At 59.1% G+C, this 18,040-nt stretch carries 15 protein-coding genes; 7 read left to right on the plus strand and 8 right to left on the minus strand.

The features are described 5' to 3' along the window. Positions 1-11: 11 nt before the first annotated feature. Positions 12-2,606: a DNA gyrase subunit A gene (gene gyrA, locus VJU77_14235; protein ID HKP04506.1), complete on the minus strand. Its 2,595-nt coding sequence runs from the start codon at positions 2,604-2,606 to the stop codon at positions 12-14. Then, the gene (gyrB, locus tag VJU77_14240; GenBank protein HKP04507.1) at positions 2,599-5,202 is read right to left on the minus strand and encodes a DNA topoisomerase (ATP-hydrolyzing) subunit B; all 2,604 of its coding nucleotides are present in this window, start codon (positions 5,200-5,202) and stop codon (positions 2,599-2,601) included. The genes gyrA and gyrB overlap by 8 nt, the downstream gene beginning before the upstream one ends. 243 nt (positions 5,203-5,445) lie before the next feature. Between gyrB and VJU77_14245 the strand changes: the two genes are divergently transcribed. Beyond that, the gene (locus VJU77_14245; GenBank protein HKP04508.1) at positions 5,446-6,075 is read left to right on the plus strand and encodes a phosphatidylserine decarboxylase; all 630 of its coding nucleotides are present in this window, start codon (positions 5,446-5,448) and stop codon (positions 6,073-6,075) included. Positions 6,076-6,078: 3 nt separating this feature from the next. Then, positions 6,079-6,903, plus strand: a complete 825-nt coding sequence (pssA, locus tag VJU77_14250; protein HKP04509.1) for a CDP-diacylglycerol--serine O-phosphatidyltransferase — start codon at positions 6,079-6,081, stop codon at positions 6,901-6,903. Positions 6,904-7,007: 104 nt separating this feature from the next. On the opposite strand, the gene VJU77_14255 is transcribed toward pssA, so the two are convergent. Beyond that, entirely contained in the window at positions 7,008-7,718 is a 711-nt protein-coding gene (locus VJU77_14255; protein HKP04510.1) for a sugar phosphate nucleotidyltransferase, read from the minus strand. A 155-nt stretch (positions 7,719-7,873) separates the two neighbouring features. On the opposite strand from VJU77_14255, the gene VJU77_14260 reads away from it, so the two are divergent. Next, positions 7,874-8,269: a hypothetical protein gene (locus VJU77_14260; GenBank protein HKP04511.1), complete on the plus strand. Its 396-nt coding sequence runs from the start codon at positions 7,874-7,876 to the stop codon at positions 8,267-8,269. A 4-nt stretch (positions 8,270-8,273) separates the two neighbouring features. On the opposite strand, the gene VJU77_14265 is transcribed toward VJU77_14260, so the two are convergent. The 5 genes from VJU77_14265 to VJU77_14285 all read right to left on the minus strand — a co-directional run bounded on the left by VJU77_14265 (position 8,274) and on the right by VJU77_14285 (position 15,145). After that, complete coding sequence (locus VJU77_14265) at positions 8,274-11,429, minus strand: hypothetical protein (GenBank protein HKP04512.1); 3,156 nt, start codon at positions 11,427-11,429, stop codon at positions 8,274-8,276. A 135-nt stretch (positions 11,430-11,564) separates the two neighbouring features. After that, positions 11,565-12,779, minus strand: a complete 1,215-nt coding sequence (locus tag VJU77_14270) for a PilT/PilU family type 4a pilus ATPase (GenBank protein ID HKP04513.1) — start codon at positions 12,777-12,779, stop codon at positions 11,565-11,567. An 89-nt stretch (positions 12,780-12,868) separates the two neighbouring features. Further along, positions 12,869-13,198 (minus strand): hypothetical protein, encoded by a 330-nt coding sequence (locus VJU77_14275; GenBank protein HKP04514.1) that lies wholly within the window; start codon positions 13,196-13,198, stop codon positions 12,869-12,871. Between the two features lie 2 nt (positions 13,199-13,200). Continuing rightward, on the minus strand, positions 13,201-13,959 hold the full coding sequence (locus tag VJU77_14280) for a DUF6662 family protein (GenBank protein HKP04515.1): 759 nt from the start codon (positions 13,957-13,959) through the stop codon (positions 13,201-13,203). A 79-nt stretch (positions 13,960-14,038) separates the two neighbouring features. Next, complete coding sequence (locus tag VJU77_14285; GenBank protein ID HKP04516.1) at positions 14,039-15,145, minus strand: FTR1 family protein; 1,107 nt, start codon at positions 15,143-15,145, stop codon at positions 14,039-14,041. Positions 15,146-15,554: 409 nt separating this feature from the next. Between VJU77_14285 and VJU77_14290 the strand changes: the two genes are divergently transcribed. The 4 genes from VJU77_14290 to VJU77_14305 are packed head-to-tail and all read left to right on the plus strand — an operon-like array spanning position 15,555 to position 18,036. Next, the gene (locus tag VJU77_14290) at positions 15,555-16,028 is read left to right on the plus strand and encodes a prepilin-type N-terminal cleavage/methylation domain-containing protein (protein ID HKP04517.1); all 474 of its coding nucleotides are present in this window, start codon (positions 15,555-15,557) and stop codon (positions 16,026-16,028) included. Continuing rightward, positions 16,015-16,416, plus strand: a complete 402-nt coding sequence (locus tag VJU77_14295) for a hypothetical protein (protein ID HKP04518.1) — start codon at positions 16,015-16,017, stop codon at positions 16,414-16,416. The genes VJU77_14290 and VJU77_14295 overlap by 14 nt, the downstream gene beginning before the upstream one ends. Beyond that, a complete protein-coding gene (locus tag VJU77_14300; GenBank protein HKP04519.1) occupies positions 16,409-17,020 on the plus strand; it encodes a type II secretion system protein GspJ in 612 nt (203 codons plus the stop codon). Before VJU77_14295 ends, VJU77_14300 begins: the two co-directional genes overlap by 8 nt. Next, complete coding sequence (locus VJU77_14305; protein ID HKP04520.1) at positions 17,020-18,036, plus strand: hypothetical protein; 1,017 nt, start codon at positions 17,020-17,022, stop codon at positions 18,034-18,036. Before VJU77_14300 ends, VJU77_14305 begins: the two co-directional genes overlap by 1 nt. The last annotated feature ends 4 nt before the right edge of the window (positions 18,037-18,040 follow it).

The raw sequence follows: 18,040 nt of genomic DNA on the forward strand, positions 1-18,040 counted from the left end.
CGCTTGAGAAACTATTTTTCGGACGGCGCCGCTTCGGTTTGAGCGTCTTCTTCCACCTGGCTCACCACCGGCGCAATCGCCTGGAGCTTTTCGGCTCCGCGCAAATCCATCAGCTTCACGCCCATCGTATTGCGGCCCACCGCCCGGATTTCCTTCACCCGTGTCCGCACCATCTGGCCCTTGGTCGTGATAAGCATTAGTTCGTCGCTTTCGGTGACGCTGAGCGCGCCGACCACGTTACCGGTCTTTTCCCCGGTCTTCATCGTGATGATCCCTTTGCCGCCACGGGACTGGCGCCGGTAATCGTCGAACGGCGTCCGTTTCCCGATTCCATTTTCGCCGGCGACCAGCAGCATCGCGTTCGGATTGACGATCGCGTTGGCCACGACCCAGTCGCCTTTCTCCGGCCGAATCCCCCAGACGCCTACCGTGTTTCGGCCCTGATCGCGCAGTTGCTCTTCGTGGAAACGAAGACTCATTCCTTCCTTGGTGATCAGCACGATTTCGTTGTCGCCCGTCGTCAACTTCGCGTCGATCAATCGGTCGCCCTCTTCGATCTGGATCGCGATGATGCCGCCTTTCCGGACGTTGCTGTAATCCGACAGGTTGGATTTCTTGACGATGCCCGAGCGGGTCGCGAAAACGACGTGAAGTTTCTCGTCCCACGTCTCATCGGTCTGGGCGGCGCCGGTGCCTGATTTCTTGGATTGAATCCGGATCGTGGCCGCGATTTTCTCGTCGGACCGAAGATCGAGGAGGTTGGCGATCGAACGGCCCTTCGCGGCCCGCCCCATTTCCGGAATCTCGTAAACCTTCTCGACGTAGGCGCGGCCCGATTCGGTGAAGAACATCAGGTAATCGTGCGTAGTCGCGGTGAAGAGATGTTCGATGAAATCGCCCTCTTCTTCTTCGGTAGCGCCCTCCCGCGTCGTCATGCCGATCACGCCTTTGCCGCCACGCCGCTGGGCCCGGAAGGCGCTCACCGCAGTCCGCTTGATGAACCCGCCGTGAGTGATGCTGATAATGCATCCCTCGTTCGCGATCAGGTCTTCCATGTTGATCTCGCCCTCGTCGGGAACGAGCTGGGTCAACCGCGGCGACGCGTGTTTGTCGCGAATCTCGCGGAGCTCTTTCTTGATGATCTGGAAGACCCGCGATTCTTTCGCGAGGATGTCGCGCAGGTCCTTGATCGTATCGAGCAATTCACTGTATTCCTTCTCGATCTTCTCCCGCTCGAGCCCGGTGAGTTGATAGAGGCGCAAATCGAGGATCTGGTTCGCCTGGTGTTCGCTGAAGGCGTAACGGCCGTCGACCAGCCGCGCTTCGTTCCGGATCAGAATCCCAATTTTCTCGACCTGCTTCCGGGTGAACTCGAACGCGAGCAATTTCACCCGGGCTTCATCCCGGTTGGCCGATCCGCGAATGATCCGGATGAATTCGTCGAGGTTCGCCAGCGCGATCAAGTAACCTTCGAGGGTCTCGGCGCGTTCCTCGGCCTTGCGTAACTCGAAGCGGGTCCGGCGGAGAACGACGTCGCGCCGGTGATCGATATAGGCCTGGTTCGCGGCCTTGAGCGAAAGGAGCTTTGGCCGGCCGTGATCGATCGCCAGCATGTTGACCGCGAACGAGCTCTCCATCGCGGTGTGCTTGTAAAGATTGTTGATGACGATCTTCGGGTTCGCGTCCCGTTTCAGTTCGATGACCACGCGGGTGTTCTCGTCCGATTCGTCCCGGATGGCAGTGATGTCGCCAAGCACCTTGTCATTTACAAGGGCCGCGATGCGCTCGACGAGGGTGGCGCGATTTACGTTGTAAGGAATCTCGGTAATGACGATCTGCTCGCGGTTCCCCTTCAGCTCTTCAACCCCCGCTTTGCCGCGGACTTTCATGCTGCCGCGACCGGTCTCCAGATACTGCTTAATGCCGGAGAGCCCGAGAATGGCGCAGCCGGTCGGGAAATCCGGCCCCTTCACGTGCTTCCTCAAATCCTCGAGGGTGATTTCCGGGTCGTCGATCTGCGCGCAAATGCCGTCGATTACTTCGCCGAGATTGTGCGGCGGCATGTTCGTTGCCATGCCCACGGCGATGCCGGTGCCGCCATTGACGAGAAGATTTGGGAACGCCGCGGGGAAAACAGTGGGCTCGGTCCGGGTCTCGTCGTAGTTCGGGACGAAATCGACCGTCTCCTTGTCCATGTCGGTCATGAGGGCCGCGCCGAGATGGGTCATGCGCGCCTCGGTGTAACGCATGGCGGCCGGCGGATCGCCTTCAACCGAGCCGAAGTTACCCTGGCCGTCGACGAGCGTCTCGCGCATCGCCCAGGCCTGGGCCATGTGGACGAGCGTCGGGTAAATCACCGCTTCGCCGTGCGGGTGGTAGTTACCGCTCGTGTCGCCGCAAATCTTGGCGCATTTCCGGTGCTGCCGGTTCGGGAAGAGCGACAGATCGTGCATGGCGTAAAGGATGCGCCGCTGCGATGGCTTCAGCCCGTCCCGCGCATCCGGCAACGCCCGCGAGATGATGACCGACATCGAGTAGTCGAGGAACGACCTCGATACTTCCTCGGCTACGTTGATCGGCTCTACTTTTTCGTTTGGGTTATACATCAAGGTTTCGGACGTTTAAGGCGTTGTCCTCGATGAATTGCCGGCGCGGTTCCACCACGTCGCCCATGAGGATGGTGAACATTTTGTCGGCGTCGACGGCGTTGTCGTCGTTAAGATCGACCTTGAGGAGCTTGCGCTTCTCGGGGTCCATGGTGGTGTTGAAAAGTTCTTTGGCGTTCATTTCGCCAAGGCCTTTGAAACGCTTGATCTGGACGCCGCGCCGGCCGATCTCGACGATCTTCTGATGGATCTCCGGGATCGAGAAGAGGGGATGAACGGTGGCCTTGTCCCCTTCGCCTTCGATCAGCTCAAAGATCGGGCGATCGGCGGCCGCGTAATGCTCGACCTGCAATCCTTTGCGGGCCAGCTCGCCCATAATCTTCTGGATTGTCGTCGACTCGTGGAGCTCGACCAGTTTGCCGCGCCGCCGGCTCGCGCCGTTGGTTTTCGCCACGGTCGGACTCGCCAGCGGCAGCAACTCCTGCTGCGTCTCGTCCTCGAACAGATTCAGGTCCGGATTTTCCTCGTGAAACTTTCGGACTTCTTTTTCGTCGTGGAAGTAGTGCACGATTTCCTCGTTCCCATCGCGCGCCTTCACGAGATAGGTCGGAAGTTTACCGGTCTTCTTTGCGCGCTCGCCCAGGAAGCTTTCGAAATCGCCGCCATGCCGCCGGATCGACTCACTGAGCTTCGCCAGTCTCTCAAGTGATTCGAGAATGTCCTTTAACTGCGCGGCCGAAAGCTCCTTGTCGTCCGCCAGGTTCTTCAAGCGAACGTCTTCCGCCCCGAGCGTGATCAGGATCTTATTCAGTTGCACGTCGTCGTCGACGTATTCTTCGCGCTTCTTCCGCTTGATTTGATAGAGCGGCGGCTGGGCAATGTAGATTTTGCCAGCTCGCACCAGTTCGGTCATCTGCCGGAAGAAAAAGGTGAGCAACAGGGTGCGGATGTGCGAGCCGTCCACGTCGGCGTCGGTCATGATAATGATGCGCCCGTAGCGGAGCTTCGAAATATCGAAGCTTGTTTCGTCTTTGCTCTTCGGGGTGCCTTCGATCTCCTCCTTCGGTTTGCCTATCCCGGTCCCGATCGCCGTGATCATCGACTGGATTTCGGTGTTCTTGAGGAACTGATCGATCCGCGCTTTCTCGACGTTGATCAGTTTGCCGCGGATCGGCAGAATCGCCTGGTAACGCCGATCGCGACCCTGCTTCGCCGAGCCGCCAGCGGAATCACCCTCGACGATGTAAAGCTCGGTCAGATCCGGATCGCGCTCGGAACAATCCGCCAGCTTTCCCGGAAGCCCGCCCCCAGTGAGCGCACCTTTCCGGATCGTCTCGCGCGCTTTCCGGGCGGCTTCGCGCGCGCGCGCGGCCGTCAGGACCTTGTCGAAAATTCGTCGCGCGACCGGCGGAGTCTGATCGAAAAAGGTCATCAGCCCTTCGTAAACGATCGAGTTCACGATGCCGTCGATCTCGGTGTTCACGAGCTTCACCTTGGTCTGCGATTCGAACCGCGGGTTCGGCAGCTTGATGCTGAGCACGCAGATCAAGCCCTCGCGCACGTCATCGCCGGAGATCGCCGGGTCCTTCTCTTTCGTCAGCCCGTTCGTCTTCGCGTACTGATTGACTGCTTTCGTCAGTGCGCTCCGGAAACCGGTCAAATGCGTGCCGCCGTCCGGATTCGGAATCGAGTTCGCGAAACAAAGGATCTGGTCGTTGTAGCTGTCGTTGTATTGGAGAACGACGTCGACAAAGACTTCATCGCGCTGCCGGGAAAGCACGACGGGCTTTGGGTGAATGACCTGTTTGTTCTCGCCCAGCTCGCGAACAAACTCTTCGATCCCTTTTTTGTAGAGGAACGTTTCCTTTTTTCCGGACTCGCTTCGTTCATCGACGAGCGTGATCTCGAGACCCGGATTCAGGAAGGCCAGCTCGCGCAAACGGCTCGCCAACCGTTCGAACTTAAACTCAGTCGTGATCGTGAAGATCGTCGGGTCGGGGAAGAACGTGATGAGCGTGCCGGTCTGCTTCTTGTTCTTAAGCTCGCCGATCACTTCCAATTTCTGGGTCGTCTTGCCCCGCTCGAACGCCATGTGATGCACCTTGCCCTCGCGCGAGACCTCGACCTTGAACCAATCGGAAAGGGCGTTGACGCATTTCGCCCCGACGCCGTGCAGGCCGCCCGAATATTTGTAGGCTCCCTGTCCGAATTTTCCGCCCGCGTGCAGATTCGTCAGGACCAATTCGACCGCCGGCATCTTCCATTTCGGATGGGTGTCGACCGGAATGCCGCGCCCATTGTCCTTTACCGAAACGGACCCGTCGACGTGGATGGCGACATCGATTCGGGTGCAGAAACCGGCCAAATGCTCGTCGATCGAGTTGTCGAGCACTTCGAAAACCATGTGGTGCAACCCGCGCTCGTCCGGGTCGCCGATATACATGCCGGGGCGCTTCCGAACCGCCTCCAGACCCTCGAGTTTATCGATCTGGGCGGCGTCGTATTTCTGGCTTTGACTGATCCCGGTGGCGTCGGTTTGTCGTTTCCGATTGTCCGAATTTTCGTCATCTTGAACCCGCAAAGCAGTGGCTGGCATATACAGCGGAAAACATAGGCGAAAAACGGCCTTTCAACAACCGATATTGTATCGTTTTGGGACCTTATTTTGCGCAACAAATTGGGGGTGGGGCGGGGGCGGAGCACAGTATTTAGTGGGTGGGGGAGGAATAGGCGTCTGCCCCTCCCGGGACATCCCGAGGCGGCCCCTGCGGACCCCTGTTTTAGGCGGTTCTGCGGCGTGCTTGACCCGGTGTCCAGCGCCCCCGAAACTCCCCGTCGCATGCGGTTCCAAACCCTTTACGAAGCGCGTTGGATTTTCGCGGCCCTTTTGCTGGCCGCCATCCTGAGCGCGTTCTTCCTGCCCTGGCTGCTCATTCTCGTTGGCCTGCTGGCCATTTACGTCTTCTGGTTTTTCCGCGACCCGCCGCGCGTTTCTCCGACAGACCCTGACGCCGTCCTGGCCGCAGCCGACGGCACCGTTGCCGACATCGTCGAAATTGATGAGCCCGAAGTCGTCCATGCCCGCCAAAAGCGAGTCGGCATTTTTCTTTCCGTCTTCGACGTCCACACCAACCGCGCGCCGGTCGAGGGCAAAATTATTTACCGCAAAGCGCACGCCGGACTTTGTCTCGATGCGCGCCATGCCGATTGCACGACGAAGAACCGGGCCCTGACCTGGGCGTTTCAAAATTCGCGCGGCACCTTCGTCGTTCGCCAGCTAACGGGAATGATCGCGCGCCGAATTGTGGGCTGGTCGGAAGTCGGAGACGAACTCCGGAAGGGGGAGCACTTTGGGATGATTCGCTTCGGATCGCGAACGGAAGTATATTTGCCTCTGGATGCCGAGGTTCTGGTAAAGGTAGGGGACCGCGTGACAGGCGGTTTGAGTGTGATCGCCCGGCTTCGTTAGAGAATGAGCACGCCCAATCCCAAGATTTATCTGCTGCCGAATCTAATGACGGCCGGCAATCTCTTTTGCGGCTTCGCGGCCGTTCTGTGCATTTACGATGGCGCCCAGGACACGGATTTCCGGCTCGCGGCGCTGAAGTTTCACGACGCGATCTGGTTCATCCTCGCCGCCTGCATTTTCGATCTGCTTGATGGCCGGCTAGCCCGCCTCGGCGGACACGACAGCGCTTTCGGGCGCGAGTTCGACTCGCTCGCCGATGTGGTTTCGTTTGGAATCGCGCCTGCACTCCTGGTTTACCAGATTGTCCTGGGCGAATTCCAAAACCTCGGTTGGATGGTGGCCTTCGTTTACCTCGCCTGCGGGACCCTCCGGCTCGCCCGGTTTAATTGCGTCGCCGCGGAAGGCGGCGGAGGTGGGGCCGACAAGAACTTTACCGGCTTTCCAATCACAGCGGCGGCCGGCGTCATCGCCTCCATCACGCTTTTCCTCCTCTGGCTCGACGAAGGGCAGCGCTCGATCGGGAGATGGAAGTACGTGCTTCCGTTTTTGATGATCTTTTTGTCCGCCATGATGTTTAGCAAGGTGCGCTATCCCAGCTTCAAGGCGGTCAACTGGCGCACGACGCAGTCTGCCACTCGGTTCTTGATCGTGATCGGCCTCATTGCCGTCACGGTTAAGTTTTACCAGTGGATGGCGGCGATTGTCTTTCTCGTCTACCTCCTTTACGGATTTCTACGTCTGCTTATCTCTCCGAAGCGCCGGCGCGAGATCGAAGAAGAGATTGGGGAGGAGCCGGCCGCCGAGGCGCCCGTTGAGGAAACGCCGTAGGCCTGCTTTCCCTGTAGCGGCGGTCTCTGACCGTCGAAAGCGCTCGCTTCACAACGACGGTCAGAGACCGCCGCTACAACGACGGTCAGAGACCGCCGCTACAGCTACGGTTTTGCATTTAGTCGCGCCAGGATCTCAGGGTCCCTTACATCGGCCCAATCTCCCGATAACTCGAGCGCCCGAACTTTCTTCCCGGCCAGCGCGAGATTGCGGATCGCGTCGGTGAGCTCGTATTCGCCGCGCGGCGAACGCTCGAGCTTCGCAATGTGATCGAAGATACTCGATCGAAAGACATACACCCCGGCGTTGTACCAGGGACTGGTCGGCTCTCCGGGTTTCGGTTTCTCACGCAGATCGACGAGGTGGAATTCTTCATTCACGAAAACAGCGCCGCCCTGGCTGACGTCGTCGCTCCGCTTCACGCTGACCACTGCTTCGGCGTCCGCTAGTGCCGCGCAAATCCGCGAATAATTTTGCGGCGCCACAAGAATGTCGCCGTAACTCAGGACAAACGGTTCGCTGCCGACAAACGGACGCGCCAATTCAACGACCTTGCCGGTCCCGTTCTGCGCCTCCTGAGTGGTGTAATCGATGCGCACTCCGAGCTTCGAACCGTTCTGGAAAAATTCGCGCACGACCTCTGCGCGCCAGCCGACGACGATCAATAAGTCAATCAGGCCCGCATCGCGCAGCCCTTCGACGATATGCTGCAGGACCGGCTTGCCGCGCACCTCGAGCATCGGCTTGGGGAGCGCTTCCGTGAGCTCACGCATTCTGGTCCCGCGGCCGGCGGCTAATAGAACGGCCTTGTTCATAAAACGCGGAGCGCTTCAAAAGCTTCAAGGAGCGGCGGTTTGAAACCGCCGTTCTCTTCGTCGGCGATTTCAAATCGCCGTTCCTTGAGGTGCACGCTAGCTCGAGAGTTTGATTTGCATCTATCAGGTAACGGTTTGATCATCGCGCCATGCGAATGGCTTTCCTCGCCAAATACGCCGATTTCGGCCTGCTCCTGTTGCGCGTCAGCATAGGCGTCCTCTTCCTCCTTTACACCGCGCCGGTGCTGCTCGGTGGGCCAAGTGCCTGGGGGCATTTCGGAGCTGGGGTTAGGAATATCGGCATTCATTCGCATTTTCAGCTGTGGGGGTTCATCGGCGCGCTGCTCGGCTCAATTGGCAGCGTTCTGGTCATTTTCGGATTGTTCTTTCGGCCCGGGATTCTGATTTTGCTGCTCGTCGCCATTGCCCATGCGATCGGCGTCAAACATGGCGGTGGTTTTCGCATCGCTCTTCCCTCGATCGAAATCTGCTTCGTCCTGGCCGGAATTCTCTTCGTCGGTCCAGGCAAATACAGCGTCGATAAAACATAACCCGTCACGGTTTCTCGCCCACGGAGATGGCGGGCAACTCGGCCTGCCGGATCAAGGCCGCGATCTTCGGCACCTCTTCAGTCTTGAGCTGAGTCCATTTTTTTAGCTGCTCGTCCAGCCGGCCATCGAGCTGTTTGAAGACCTCTTGTTGCGGCTGAGTCGGTCCGTAATCCGCGTACTCGATTGTCCGGCTGAAGGAATAGAAGGCTTCGTTCAGCATGTTCGGGAACGCGAGATTGCCCTCGGAACCCTTCATGTTGACCTGAATGAGTTGCTCTTCGACGGCGACCATTTTCTTTTCCAGGTCGTCCGCGGCCGCGAGGGCAGTCTTCAACCGTTCATCGTCGCCGAATCGCTTATGCAACCCCTGGAGCTGGGTCTTTACATTGCGAATCTCGTTGATCGCCTGGTGCAGTTCCCCGATCCGTCCCGCGACTTTCGCTGACAATTCGAACTGCCTCGCGATCACAGGCTCCGCGTCCTTGATCCGCGGATCGATCACGAGATGGAGCGGGACGGTTTGCGTTTTGCCGCCCGCGGTCATTTTCACCTGGTATTCACCGGGAAGAGCGAGTGGCCCGCGAGGGCCTTCGCCGTAATAAAAGGCGCCCGGGGTTTCGATCGGGTCATCGTAATGCAAATCCCACGCGAACCGATTCATCCCTTCGGCGGCGGGAATCGTGCGGGGCGTCTCGATCTGGTCTGGCCATTCGGGCGGTTGATCGTTCTTCTTTTTGTCCTTGCTCGACAAATGGCGCACGACCTTTCCCTGCGCGTCGATGATATCGAGGGTGACTTCATCCTTCGCCGCGACCTTCAGGTAATAATCGATAATCGCGCCGGATGGCGGATTGTCGCCGACCGGTTGCCGTTTGTCGGCCTCGGTCGGGTAATGCAAGCGCAGGGCCGTCTGGGGCTGATAAAGGAGCGCGTCCATTTGCGCTGATTGCGCCGTCACCTGGCGCAACGGGGTGATGTCGTCGAGGACCCAGAAGGAGCGGCCGTGGGTAGCCACCACGAGGTCGTCATCTTTAACGACCAGATCGTGGATCGGGGTGACAGGCAGGTTCCATTGCAGTGGCTGCCAACGCCCGCCGTCATCGAACGACACATAAACGCCCGTCTCCGTTCCCGCGTAGAGCAATCCGCGCTTCGCCGGATCTTCCCGGACGGCGTGGACGTAAGCGCCTTCCGGGATCCCGGTCGTGATCGCCGTCCAGGTTTTTCCGGAATCGCCTGTCTTGAAAATGTATGGTTTGAAATCGTCGAGCTTATGCCGATCGAAAACGACGTACGCGACCGCGGGGTCATGGGGGGAGGGATCGATCAGGCTTACCGTGCTCCACTCCGGCGCTTTCGGCGAAACGTTTGCCCAATGCGCGCCCTCATCAGTCGTTAGGTGAACCAGCCCGTCGTCCGTGCCGGCCCAGAGCATTCCTTTTTTCTTCGGCGACTCGGCGAGCGCGAAAACCGTGTCGTAATATTCGACCGAAGTAATGTCGTTGGTGAGCGGGCCGCCGCTGGGTTGTTGCTTGCTCTTGTCGTTACGGGTGAGATCGCCGCTGATTTTCGTCCAGCTGTTTCCCTTGTCCGTCGTTTTGAAAACGCTTTCGGCCGCGGTGTAAATCGTGTCCGGATCGTGGGGCGAAAGGAGAAGCGGCGAAATCCATTGAAAGCGATGAGCGAGATCGGCCGCGCCGTGTCCGGAATTGTCCAGCGGGAGAACGCTCGCATCATGAGCGTGCTCCTTTTTCTTATCGTAAACCGTCAGGTACCCTTCGTTGTTGGAATAAATCAGTTGCCAGTCACGAGGGTCTGGGATTACGAAGCCGCACTCACCGCCGCCGGCCTGGAACCAGTCTTCGCGAGCGATCACGCCCGAATCGGTCCGGCTGGCTATGCCGACATTCGAGCTGTCCTGTTGCGCGCCGTAAATGTGATACGGAAACGCGTTGTCCACGGCCACGTGATAAAACTGCGCAGTCGGTTGATTGTTTTGCGTTGTCCAGGTCTTGCCTCCATCCGTCGAAATAGCAGCGCCGCCGTCGTTGGCATTGGCAATTCGTTGCGGATTCTGGGGATCGATCCAGAGACCGTGATGATCTCCGTGACGCGCGGGCAACAGGGTGAATGATTTCCCGCCATCAACCGAGCGAAACAGGCCCGTGTTCAGGACATAAACTGTGTCGGCGGCTTTCGGGTCCGCGTAAACCTTGCTGAAATACCAGGCCCGTTGCCGGAAACGGCCGTCTTCATTGACCCGCGTCCATTTCGCGCCGCCATCTTCCGAGCGGAATAATCCTCCTTCTTTCGCTTCGATGAGGGCGTAAACCCGGCTTGAATCGGCGCCCGACACGCTTACGCCGATCCGGCCCAGGATGCCCTCCGGCAGTCCGTTGCCCTCCAGCCGCTTCCAGGTAGCGCCACCGTCTTCCGACCGATACAAACCGCTGCCCGGCCCGCCGCTGGAGAAGAACCACGGCTGGCGTCGCGCCTGCCAGAGCGCCGCAAAAACGATGTTTGAGTTTTGCGGGTCGAACACCACTTCGATCCCGCCCGTATCCTGATCTTTGCCCAGGACTTTCGCCCAGGTCTTGCCCCCATCGGTGGTGCGAAAGATCCCGCGCTCCTGGTTCGGACCAAAGATGTGACCGAGCGCGGCCACGAGGACGATGTCGGCATTCCGGGGGTCGACGATGAGCCCCCCGATATGTCGCGTGTCTTTCAGGCCGATGTTCTTCCAGGTCTTGCCGGCGTCGACCGATTTATAAACTCCAGTCCCGTAGGAGATGTTTCCGCGAACGGCTGCTTCACCCGTGCCGACATAAATGACGTTGTGATCCGAGGGCGCGACGGCCACCGCGCCGATGGATGAAATGGCTTCCTTGTCAAAAAGGGGCGTCCAATTTGCGCCGCCATCCGTTGTCTTCCAGACGCCGCCCGCGACCGCGCCGAAATAACACGTGCCCGGTTCTCCCGCAATGCCCTCGATGGCCAGGGCGCGCCCCCCGCGGAACGGTCCTACCTGGCGCCATTGCATTCCGCGAAAAAGCTTCTCGTCGATCGTTCCGGGGAGGGCTGGCGAAGGGTCGGCTCCGCGAGCAGCTGGAAGAAGGAAGGGGCAGAGGAAGAGAGCGAAGACGAAAGATCGGAACCGCATTTCCGAAGATCAGAGCGGGGACGCGTCATTCAACCAGAATGTTGATTCCTTGGAGCCGGCCTGCCTCCGGCCCCGGGGGGGCGGCGAGCAAACAACGGCCTGAGGGCAGGCCGTCTCCAGACCGGCCGTCTCCATTTACCGCGCCAAAGGCGGCGGGGACGGAGGCGAGACCGGTTCTTCGATGATCCGGATCGGTTCGGGGATATTCATCTTCAGCCCGGAAGGCGCCTGTTCCAGCTTGGCGCCGCGCTGTCTTTGGATCTGATCGATATCCCGGCGCATTTTGCCTTTGTTCGTGCAGGACGTCATCGCGGTTTCTTCGCTGACGATGTCGGCCTTGTAGGCTTCGAGGATCGATTGGTCGAACGTGTGCCACCCCTGGTTCGTGGCCGCTTCGATGATCTCCTGAAACGATTTGTTCTCCGATTCGCCGTAAAGAATGGTTTCGCGCGTGCGCAGATTGCTGCCCATGATTTCCGTAACGAGCAGACGGCCGCCATTCACCTTGTTCACGAGTCGCTGGCTGACGACGTAGCGGAGCAGTGGGGAGAGGCGTTGGCGGAGTTGGGCCTCTTCCTCGCGCGGAAACATGCCAAGGATCCGGTTGATGGTCTGGCCGGCATTGGTCGTGTGGAGAGTGGTAAAAACAACGTGGCCGGTTTCAGAGGCCGTCATCGCTATCTCGAGCGTCTCGCGGTCACGAATTTCGCCGACCAGGATTGCCTTCGGCGCCTGACGCAACGCCGCCCGCATGCCATCCGCGAAGTTTGGAAAATCCTTGCCTAACTCGCGCTGGCTGATCGCGGCCTTGCCATGTTCGTGAAAAAATTCGATGGGATCCTCGAGGGTAACGATGTGGATATCCTGCGTCTGGTTCAGCTCGTTTATCATCGCCGCCAGGGTGGTGGTCTTGCCGGTCCCCGTCCCGCCGGTGAGAAGAATGATGCCGTCCTTTTCCTTGACCATTTCGCGGAAAATTGGCGGCAGTCCGAGGCTATCGAGCGTCGGAATCTTTGATCGCAGTTTGCGCATCACGATAGCGTGACGGCCATTCTGTTTGAAGATGTTGACCCGGAAGCGGGCGATATTTTCGATGGCGTAGCTGCAATCGCACGACCCTGTGTTGGCGAAGTCCAAACGGAGACGCTCGTTGCCGTTGATGATTTGCCCAGCCAGTTGCTCGATTTGTTGCGGGGTGAGGACCGATCCCGGCGTGTCGATCTGAAATTCGCTTAACCGGCCGTGGACCTCAACCAGCGGCGGCTTTCCCGAGATGAAAAGCAGGTCGGAAACATCCTCGCTGCTTTCGAGCATGCCGGTTAGCAATGCGTCAACTGTCTTCCGGTCCATGCGTGCCGGGAAAGATAGCTAGGATCATGCCCCTGCAGGCAGATCGGTTGGTCCTCCGGGCGATGCGGAAAATGTTGCCGACGGCCTGTTTAGAGCGAACGAACGGTCTGCAAATACTTCAAGAGGGCGTCATGCTGGGCAGGGTTCAAATTAGCGCGGCGCGACATCATTCCGACGATTGCGGTCAAACGCGGGGCGTTGAACCGGGAAACGTCCTGCAGGGCATGACACTGGATACACCGGCTGACGAAGATTGAGCGCCCGGCCGTGAGGGTAGCGGCGTCCGCCTTTTCGCGTGACGCAGCCTTAACCAGGGCAGGCGTGACCGGCGGAGCCAGCGAGGCGGTCGATCCACAGGCATCCAGGAAAAGCGCACAGACCCCGAGTGCCGCTCCTGCGAAAAAGTTACGAGTTTTCATTTTTAAAACGAGAAGCCAAAGATGGTTCGAACTTGAAGGTCCGGTTCGTCGCCGGCGTTGGTCACCTGGCCCAACGCGGTCAGGGTGACCCACCAGTTATTCTTCCGGAAGGAAACGTTGGGACCGGCGAAAAATTTACCGGGCTCAGATTCCGACCAATCGGGAAAGGCGATTTCGTGGAGGAGCTCGGCGCCGAAAAGGAAGTGCGGGTTCACCTCATAGCTCAGGCCTAACGACTGCTGGAATTCGCCTTCGCGCTCCTCGAGTCCTTCGCCCTCCCATTCAGCCTCGAGAACCGCATTGTAGGCGACGACGAAGCGGCCAAAATTCTTTTGGGCCAGAATTTTCGACTCCGATTCGAAGAGCCGATAGCCAGCCTTGAATTCCTGGTAAACCGAGAGGCCGATCGGGTCATCCACGGGGTTGGTGAAGTTGTAGATCAGCTCGATCGCGGAACCTTCGAGGGTGAAGCCGGGTTCGCCCGCCGATATCCCGTGATGGTAGTTCCAGTCGGCGACGTAAACCGCCATCTGGAATTTGTCGGTGATTCCGAATTCGAGCTCGTGCCGGAATTCGACCTGGTCGAACCCGTGATCGTCCGGTTTTCGCGTTTTCCACATCACCCAGTTTTCAATTTCGACATCGCCCGGGGGCGAAGTGGTCACTTCATAAACGTAGGTGAAGCGCCGTGAGCCGGCCTCGGATGAAAACAGCGGCAGTAGCGTGATCGCGGCGAGGATAAAGAGAATGCGTTTTGTCATTAGAAAACTCAAGGAATTAGCCGGCCGGTGGATCAGATGGCCGGCCGTTGTCTGGGGATAAGCGTGAGTTCGATGCCCATCATGGAACAGTTTCCAGCTGCTCCACGATCCGCGCGTCCGGCGCGGGCTGAGGCGTTTCTTCGAGCTCGGGTGGCAACCCGCCAAAATGCCGGGCGGCATAATACGAACCGACTACCAAAACGGCGGCGACACCCTGGGCGATGAGCGTTTCGTAGGTCGGGAAAATCGCGAACCACATCCCAACCCAGGCGGGGAGAACGTCGACCAGCCACGGAATTTCCGTGCGCGAAATCCAGTGGGCCAACTGCATCTCCTGCGCCTGTTCGCCCACCATGACCAGCAGAACTACGCCGAGGAGGATTCCCGTCGTGATCAGCATTTTTCGATAGGGCAGGCGCTGTTGCAGAATAAAGGTGAGCACCGCCACCATGCCGGAGAGCAGGAGACCCAGGAGCGCGCCTTTGAAAACCACCGCGCCGCCCAGGCGCAGCTGATAGCTTTGGAGAAAAAGAACCACCTCGAACCCTTCCCGGTAAAGCGAGGTGAATCCCAGCAGGACCAGGCCCCACCACAAGCGCGAATGAGTGGACCCGCTTCCATTGGCGAGAAGCGTCTTTCGCCGCCGATTGTGCGCGCGAATCCAGCCGCCCCAATAAATTTTGTGGAAGAACCAGTTCATGATCACGAGGAGCACGACCACGGCCAGCAAGCCGGTCGCCGCCTGGAGATCGAGCGCCGGAACGCTCTCCATGAGCGAGCCGAGAACGCGCACGGCGATCAACCACGTGACCAAAGTCGCACCGAAGGCAATGGCGGCGCCTACGGCCACGGGGCGGCGATGGGCTTGTTTCGTTCCGGTCATGCTTGCCGTCACGGCAGCCAGCACCAGGATGCACTCCAGGCCTTCACGAAAGACAAGGACCCCGATGTCGAGAAACGCGACGGTCGGGCTCGTATTGGGCCGCAACGGGTCGGGAGCGCCCTGCTCGGTCAAACCTTGCCAGATCAGGACCCCAACGACGGCGGCCGCCGCCAGGGAAAGGCTGGCGGCGATCATGCCGGAACGGCGGCGGGCGGCGGCGCGAGCGCTCCGGCAATGGGGCGAACACGGGTCGAGCTGGGCGTCGATCTCCGAGGGTTTTGCCAGCGCCGTGATTTCCTTCACGGGCTAAAATTATCACATACGCCTGGCAGCCGCTGCCGGTCGCTTGCGTTTTTTTAGCGGCTGGTTGCGACGGAAAAACCAATGCTCCTCGGTCGTGCGCCGCATTTCTTTCCGCAGACCCTTCCTGAAAATAGCCCAGCGCTTTAGCGCTGGGCTATTATCGGAAGACAGCTCGCGGTCGCGACAACAAGCGCGCGTGCAGGCAGCGTGGGCAACATCGACACTGATTTCTGCCATCCGCGGCGCCGAGATTCAGTTCAAATTCGAGATTTCTTTTACAATCTTCGCACGAAGATCTGACATACGATTTCGTGGATTGTGCCTAACTGGGCACATGAAAAGGTCCCGGCGCAATGGGTTCGTCCCCAGGCCTATCTTGTGATTTGCGGCGAAGCACGTAACTTTTCCCATGAAACGCGAGGGAGGATTTACGTTGATGGAGCTGGCGATTGCGGTCGTCATTCTCGTCATCATCCTCATGCTGGCGGTGCCGAGCATGAACGGTGTCCTGGCGGATCGGCGCCTGCGCAAGTCGCTCGATGCCTTTAACAGCCTTGTCCGCCAGGCTCACGAGCGGAGCATCGCCGAGCGGCGTTCCTATTTGATCATGTGGCGGGAGGGCAATTTGGTCTTGCGGCCGGAAGCCCTTCTTCGGGGAGAAGACCGTGAGCCGGTGGCCGTGTGGAAATTCAACAAGGGCGAATCGCTGCGCATTTCATTTCCTTCGGCCTTGATCGACGATCCGCCGCCGGAGTGGATCTTTTGGTCGTCAGGCAACTGTGAGCCTGCCGTCGTTACATATCGGGGAAGAAACGGCGGGTGGACGGCGAGGTATTCCGCCCTCACGGCCCGCGCCGAAGTTTCAAACTATGTGGCGCGATAAACGAAGGCCAAGCGCGTTCGCGCTTTACGAAGTGCTGCTCGGCCTGGCGATTTTCGCCGTGGGCGTTATCGCGCTGGGCAAATCGGCTCAAAATTGCATCAACGCCAGCGGCCTGAGTTCGCAGGAAGATCGGGTGCGCCAAATCCTGGCCAACCGCATGGCCGAAGTCCAGGCGACTCCGGGATTTCCCGACCGGCGCAAGGAAATAAAAATCGATACCGGGTATGGCGAGGTAAGACTGATTCAGACGAGCGAGCCGGCGGGCCTGAAGGGGGACAAAAACGTCGAGCTACAAGGGATCAACGTAGTGAGGCTGCGGGCGGAGTGGACCCGGAACGGGATCGAGCAGGTGAGGAAGATCGATTTCTATGTTTATCGCAATGGTTAAAGGGCGCCGTTCCCGCGGGTTTACGCTCCTCGAAATCGCGCTGGCCGCGGGCATTCTGGGAATGATGTGCCTGGCGATTTATCGCTTCGTGCAATCAAACATCACGGTCCTGCGCCTCAATGCGTCCGAAACAATGGAAGAAGCGCGTTACTCGGGATTGCTCGATCTTCTGACCACCGAGTGGCAGGAGCTGCCGCCGGGTGTCGGCGCGCTGAGCGGCGAACCTTTCAAGTTCAACGACCGACCCCGCGATGAGATCACCTGGTTTTGTTCAACCGGTCCCGGGCTCCTGACCCGCTACGCCGAAGGCGAATTTGCCGTTCGCATGCGGCTGCGGCCGATGGAGAAGAGTGACAAAATGCAGCTGGGGTTTCTGCGCAGGCCACGGGACGCCGCGGAAGGCTCTGACGACGGGGAAACCTGGGTTCCGGTGATGGATGACGTGCGCGGGATGCGCATTCGATATTTCGATCCGCGATTGAACGCCTGGGTCGATCGATGGACCGATTCCTCGACTCTACCTCGACTCGTCGAAGTAATTCTGGAGAGGCCAAATCGGGCAAACTGGCAGGCAATTATCGCCCTGGGGCGAACTCCTCTCTAATGGTTAAACAGAAACCAGCGGCGGCCGATGAGGCGCGTCCCGGCAAGGTCGGGCGCGATTTCGTTCCCGTGTCCAAACGGCGCCGCTTCCGCCGGGCGCGGGGCGCCGCCATCTTGCTTTCGCTTTGGGCCCTTTTCTTACTCAGCGCGATGATCATTTCATGGGCGCTCGATATCGGCACCAAGGTCACGAATTCAGGCTACGCGAACCGGTCGCTCGAGGCAGTGGCGATGGCCTGTTCCGGCGTGGACGTGGCGATGCATCCCATGGTTCTGCCGAACTCGCCGGTGCTTAGAGGAGGGTTCGCACCGGGCCAAAGCTACGAAGCTCATATTACCGGGGAGGCAGGGCGCCTGAATTTGAATTTGATCGTGGCCGCGATGCTGGGCGGGCAGGATCCCCTTGGTCACCGCGAGCTGCTGCGAAAATTCCTGGAAGTCAAAGGCATCGACTTAAACGACCGCGAGCGGATGATCGATTGCCTGATCGACTGGATTGATCCCGACAACCTGGTTCAAATTAATGGAGCGGAAGACGAGCCGGGTTATAAGCCGGCCAACAAACCACTGGCGAACCTGGAAGATTTGAAACGTGTGCGGGGTTGGGACGAATTCACTTCCCGGCCCGGCTGGGACGAGGACCTGACCCTGAAGAGTGACCCGCCCGGCTCGATCGATTTGCAGTGGGCCACGCGCGACGTCCTCCTGTCCTTGCCCGGAATAACGGATGGCATGGTCGATCGCTTTTTGTCCCTGCGCCGCGGCCCTGACGAAGAAGAGGGCACCGAAGACGATTTCGTTTTTAAGACCCCGCAAGACGTTCAAGTTGCGCTGGGCCTGCAGGCGGCGCAGTATGCTCAACTTGGACAATTAGTCACTATTACTCAGCCTGGCCAACCACAAGTACTCCGCATCGTCAGCATAGGGAAATCTGGAGCCGTAACCCGAACCGTGCGAGTGGTGGTCCGCAAAGCAGGAGGCGTTCAATTAGTCCCCGGAACCTGGAAGGAACTTTAATATC

The sequence above is a fragment of the Chthoniobacterales bacterium genome (assembly GCA_035274845.1).
Taxonomy (GTDB): Bacteria; Verrucomicrobiota; Verrucomicrobiia; order Chthoniobacterales; family UBA10450; genus AV80.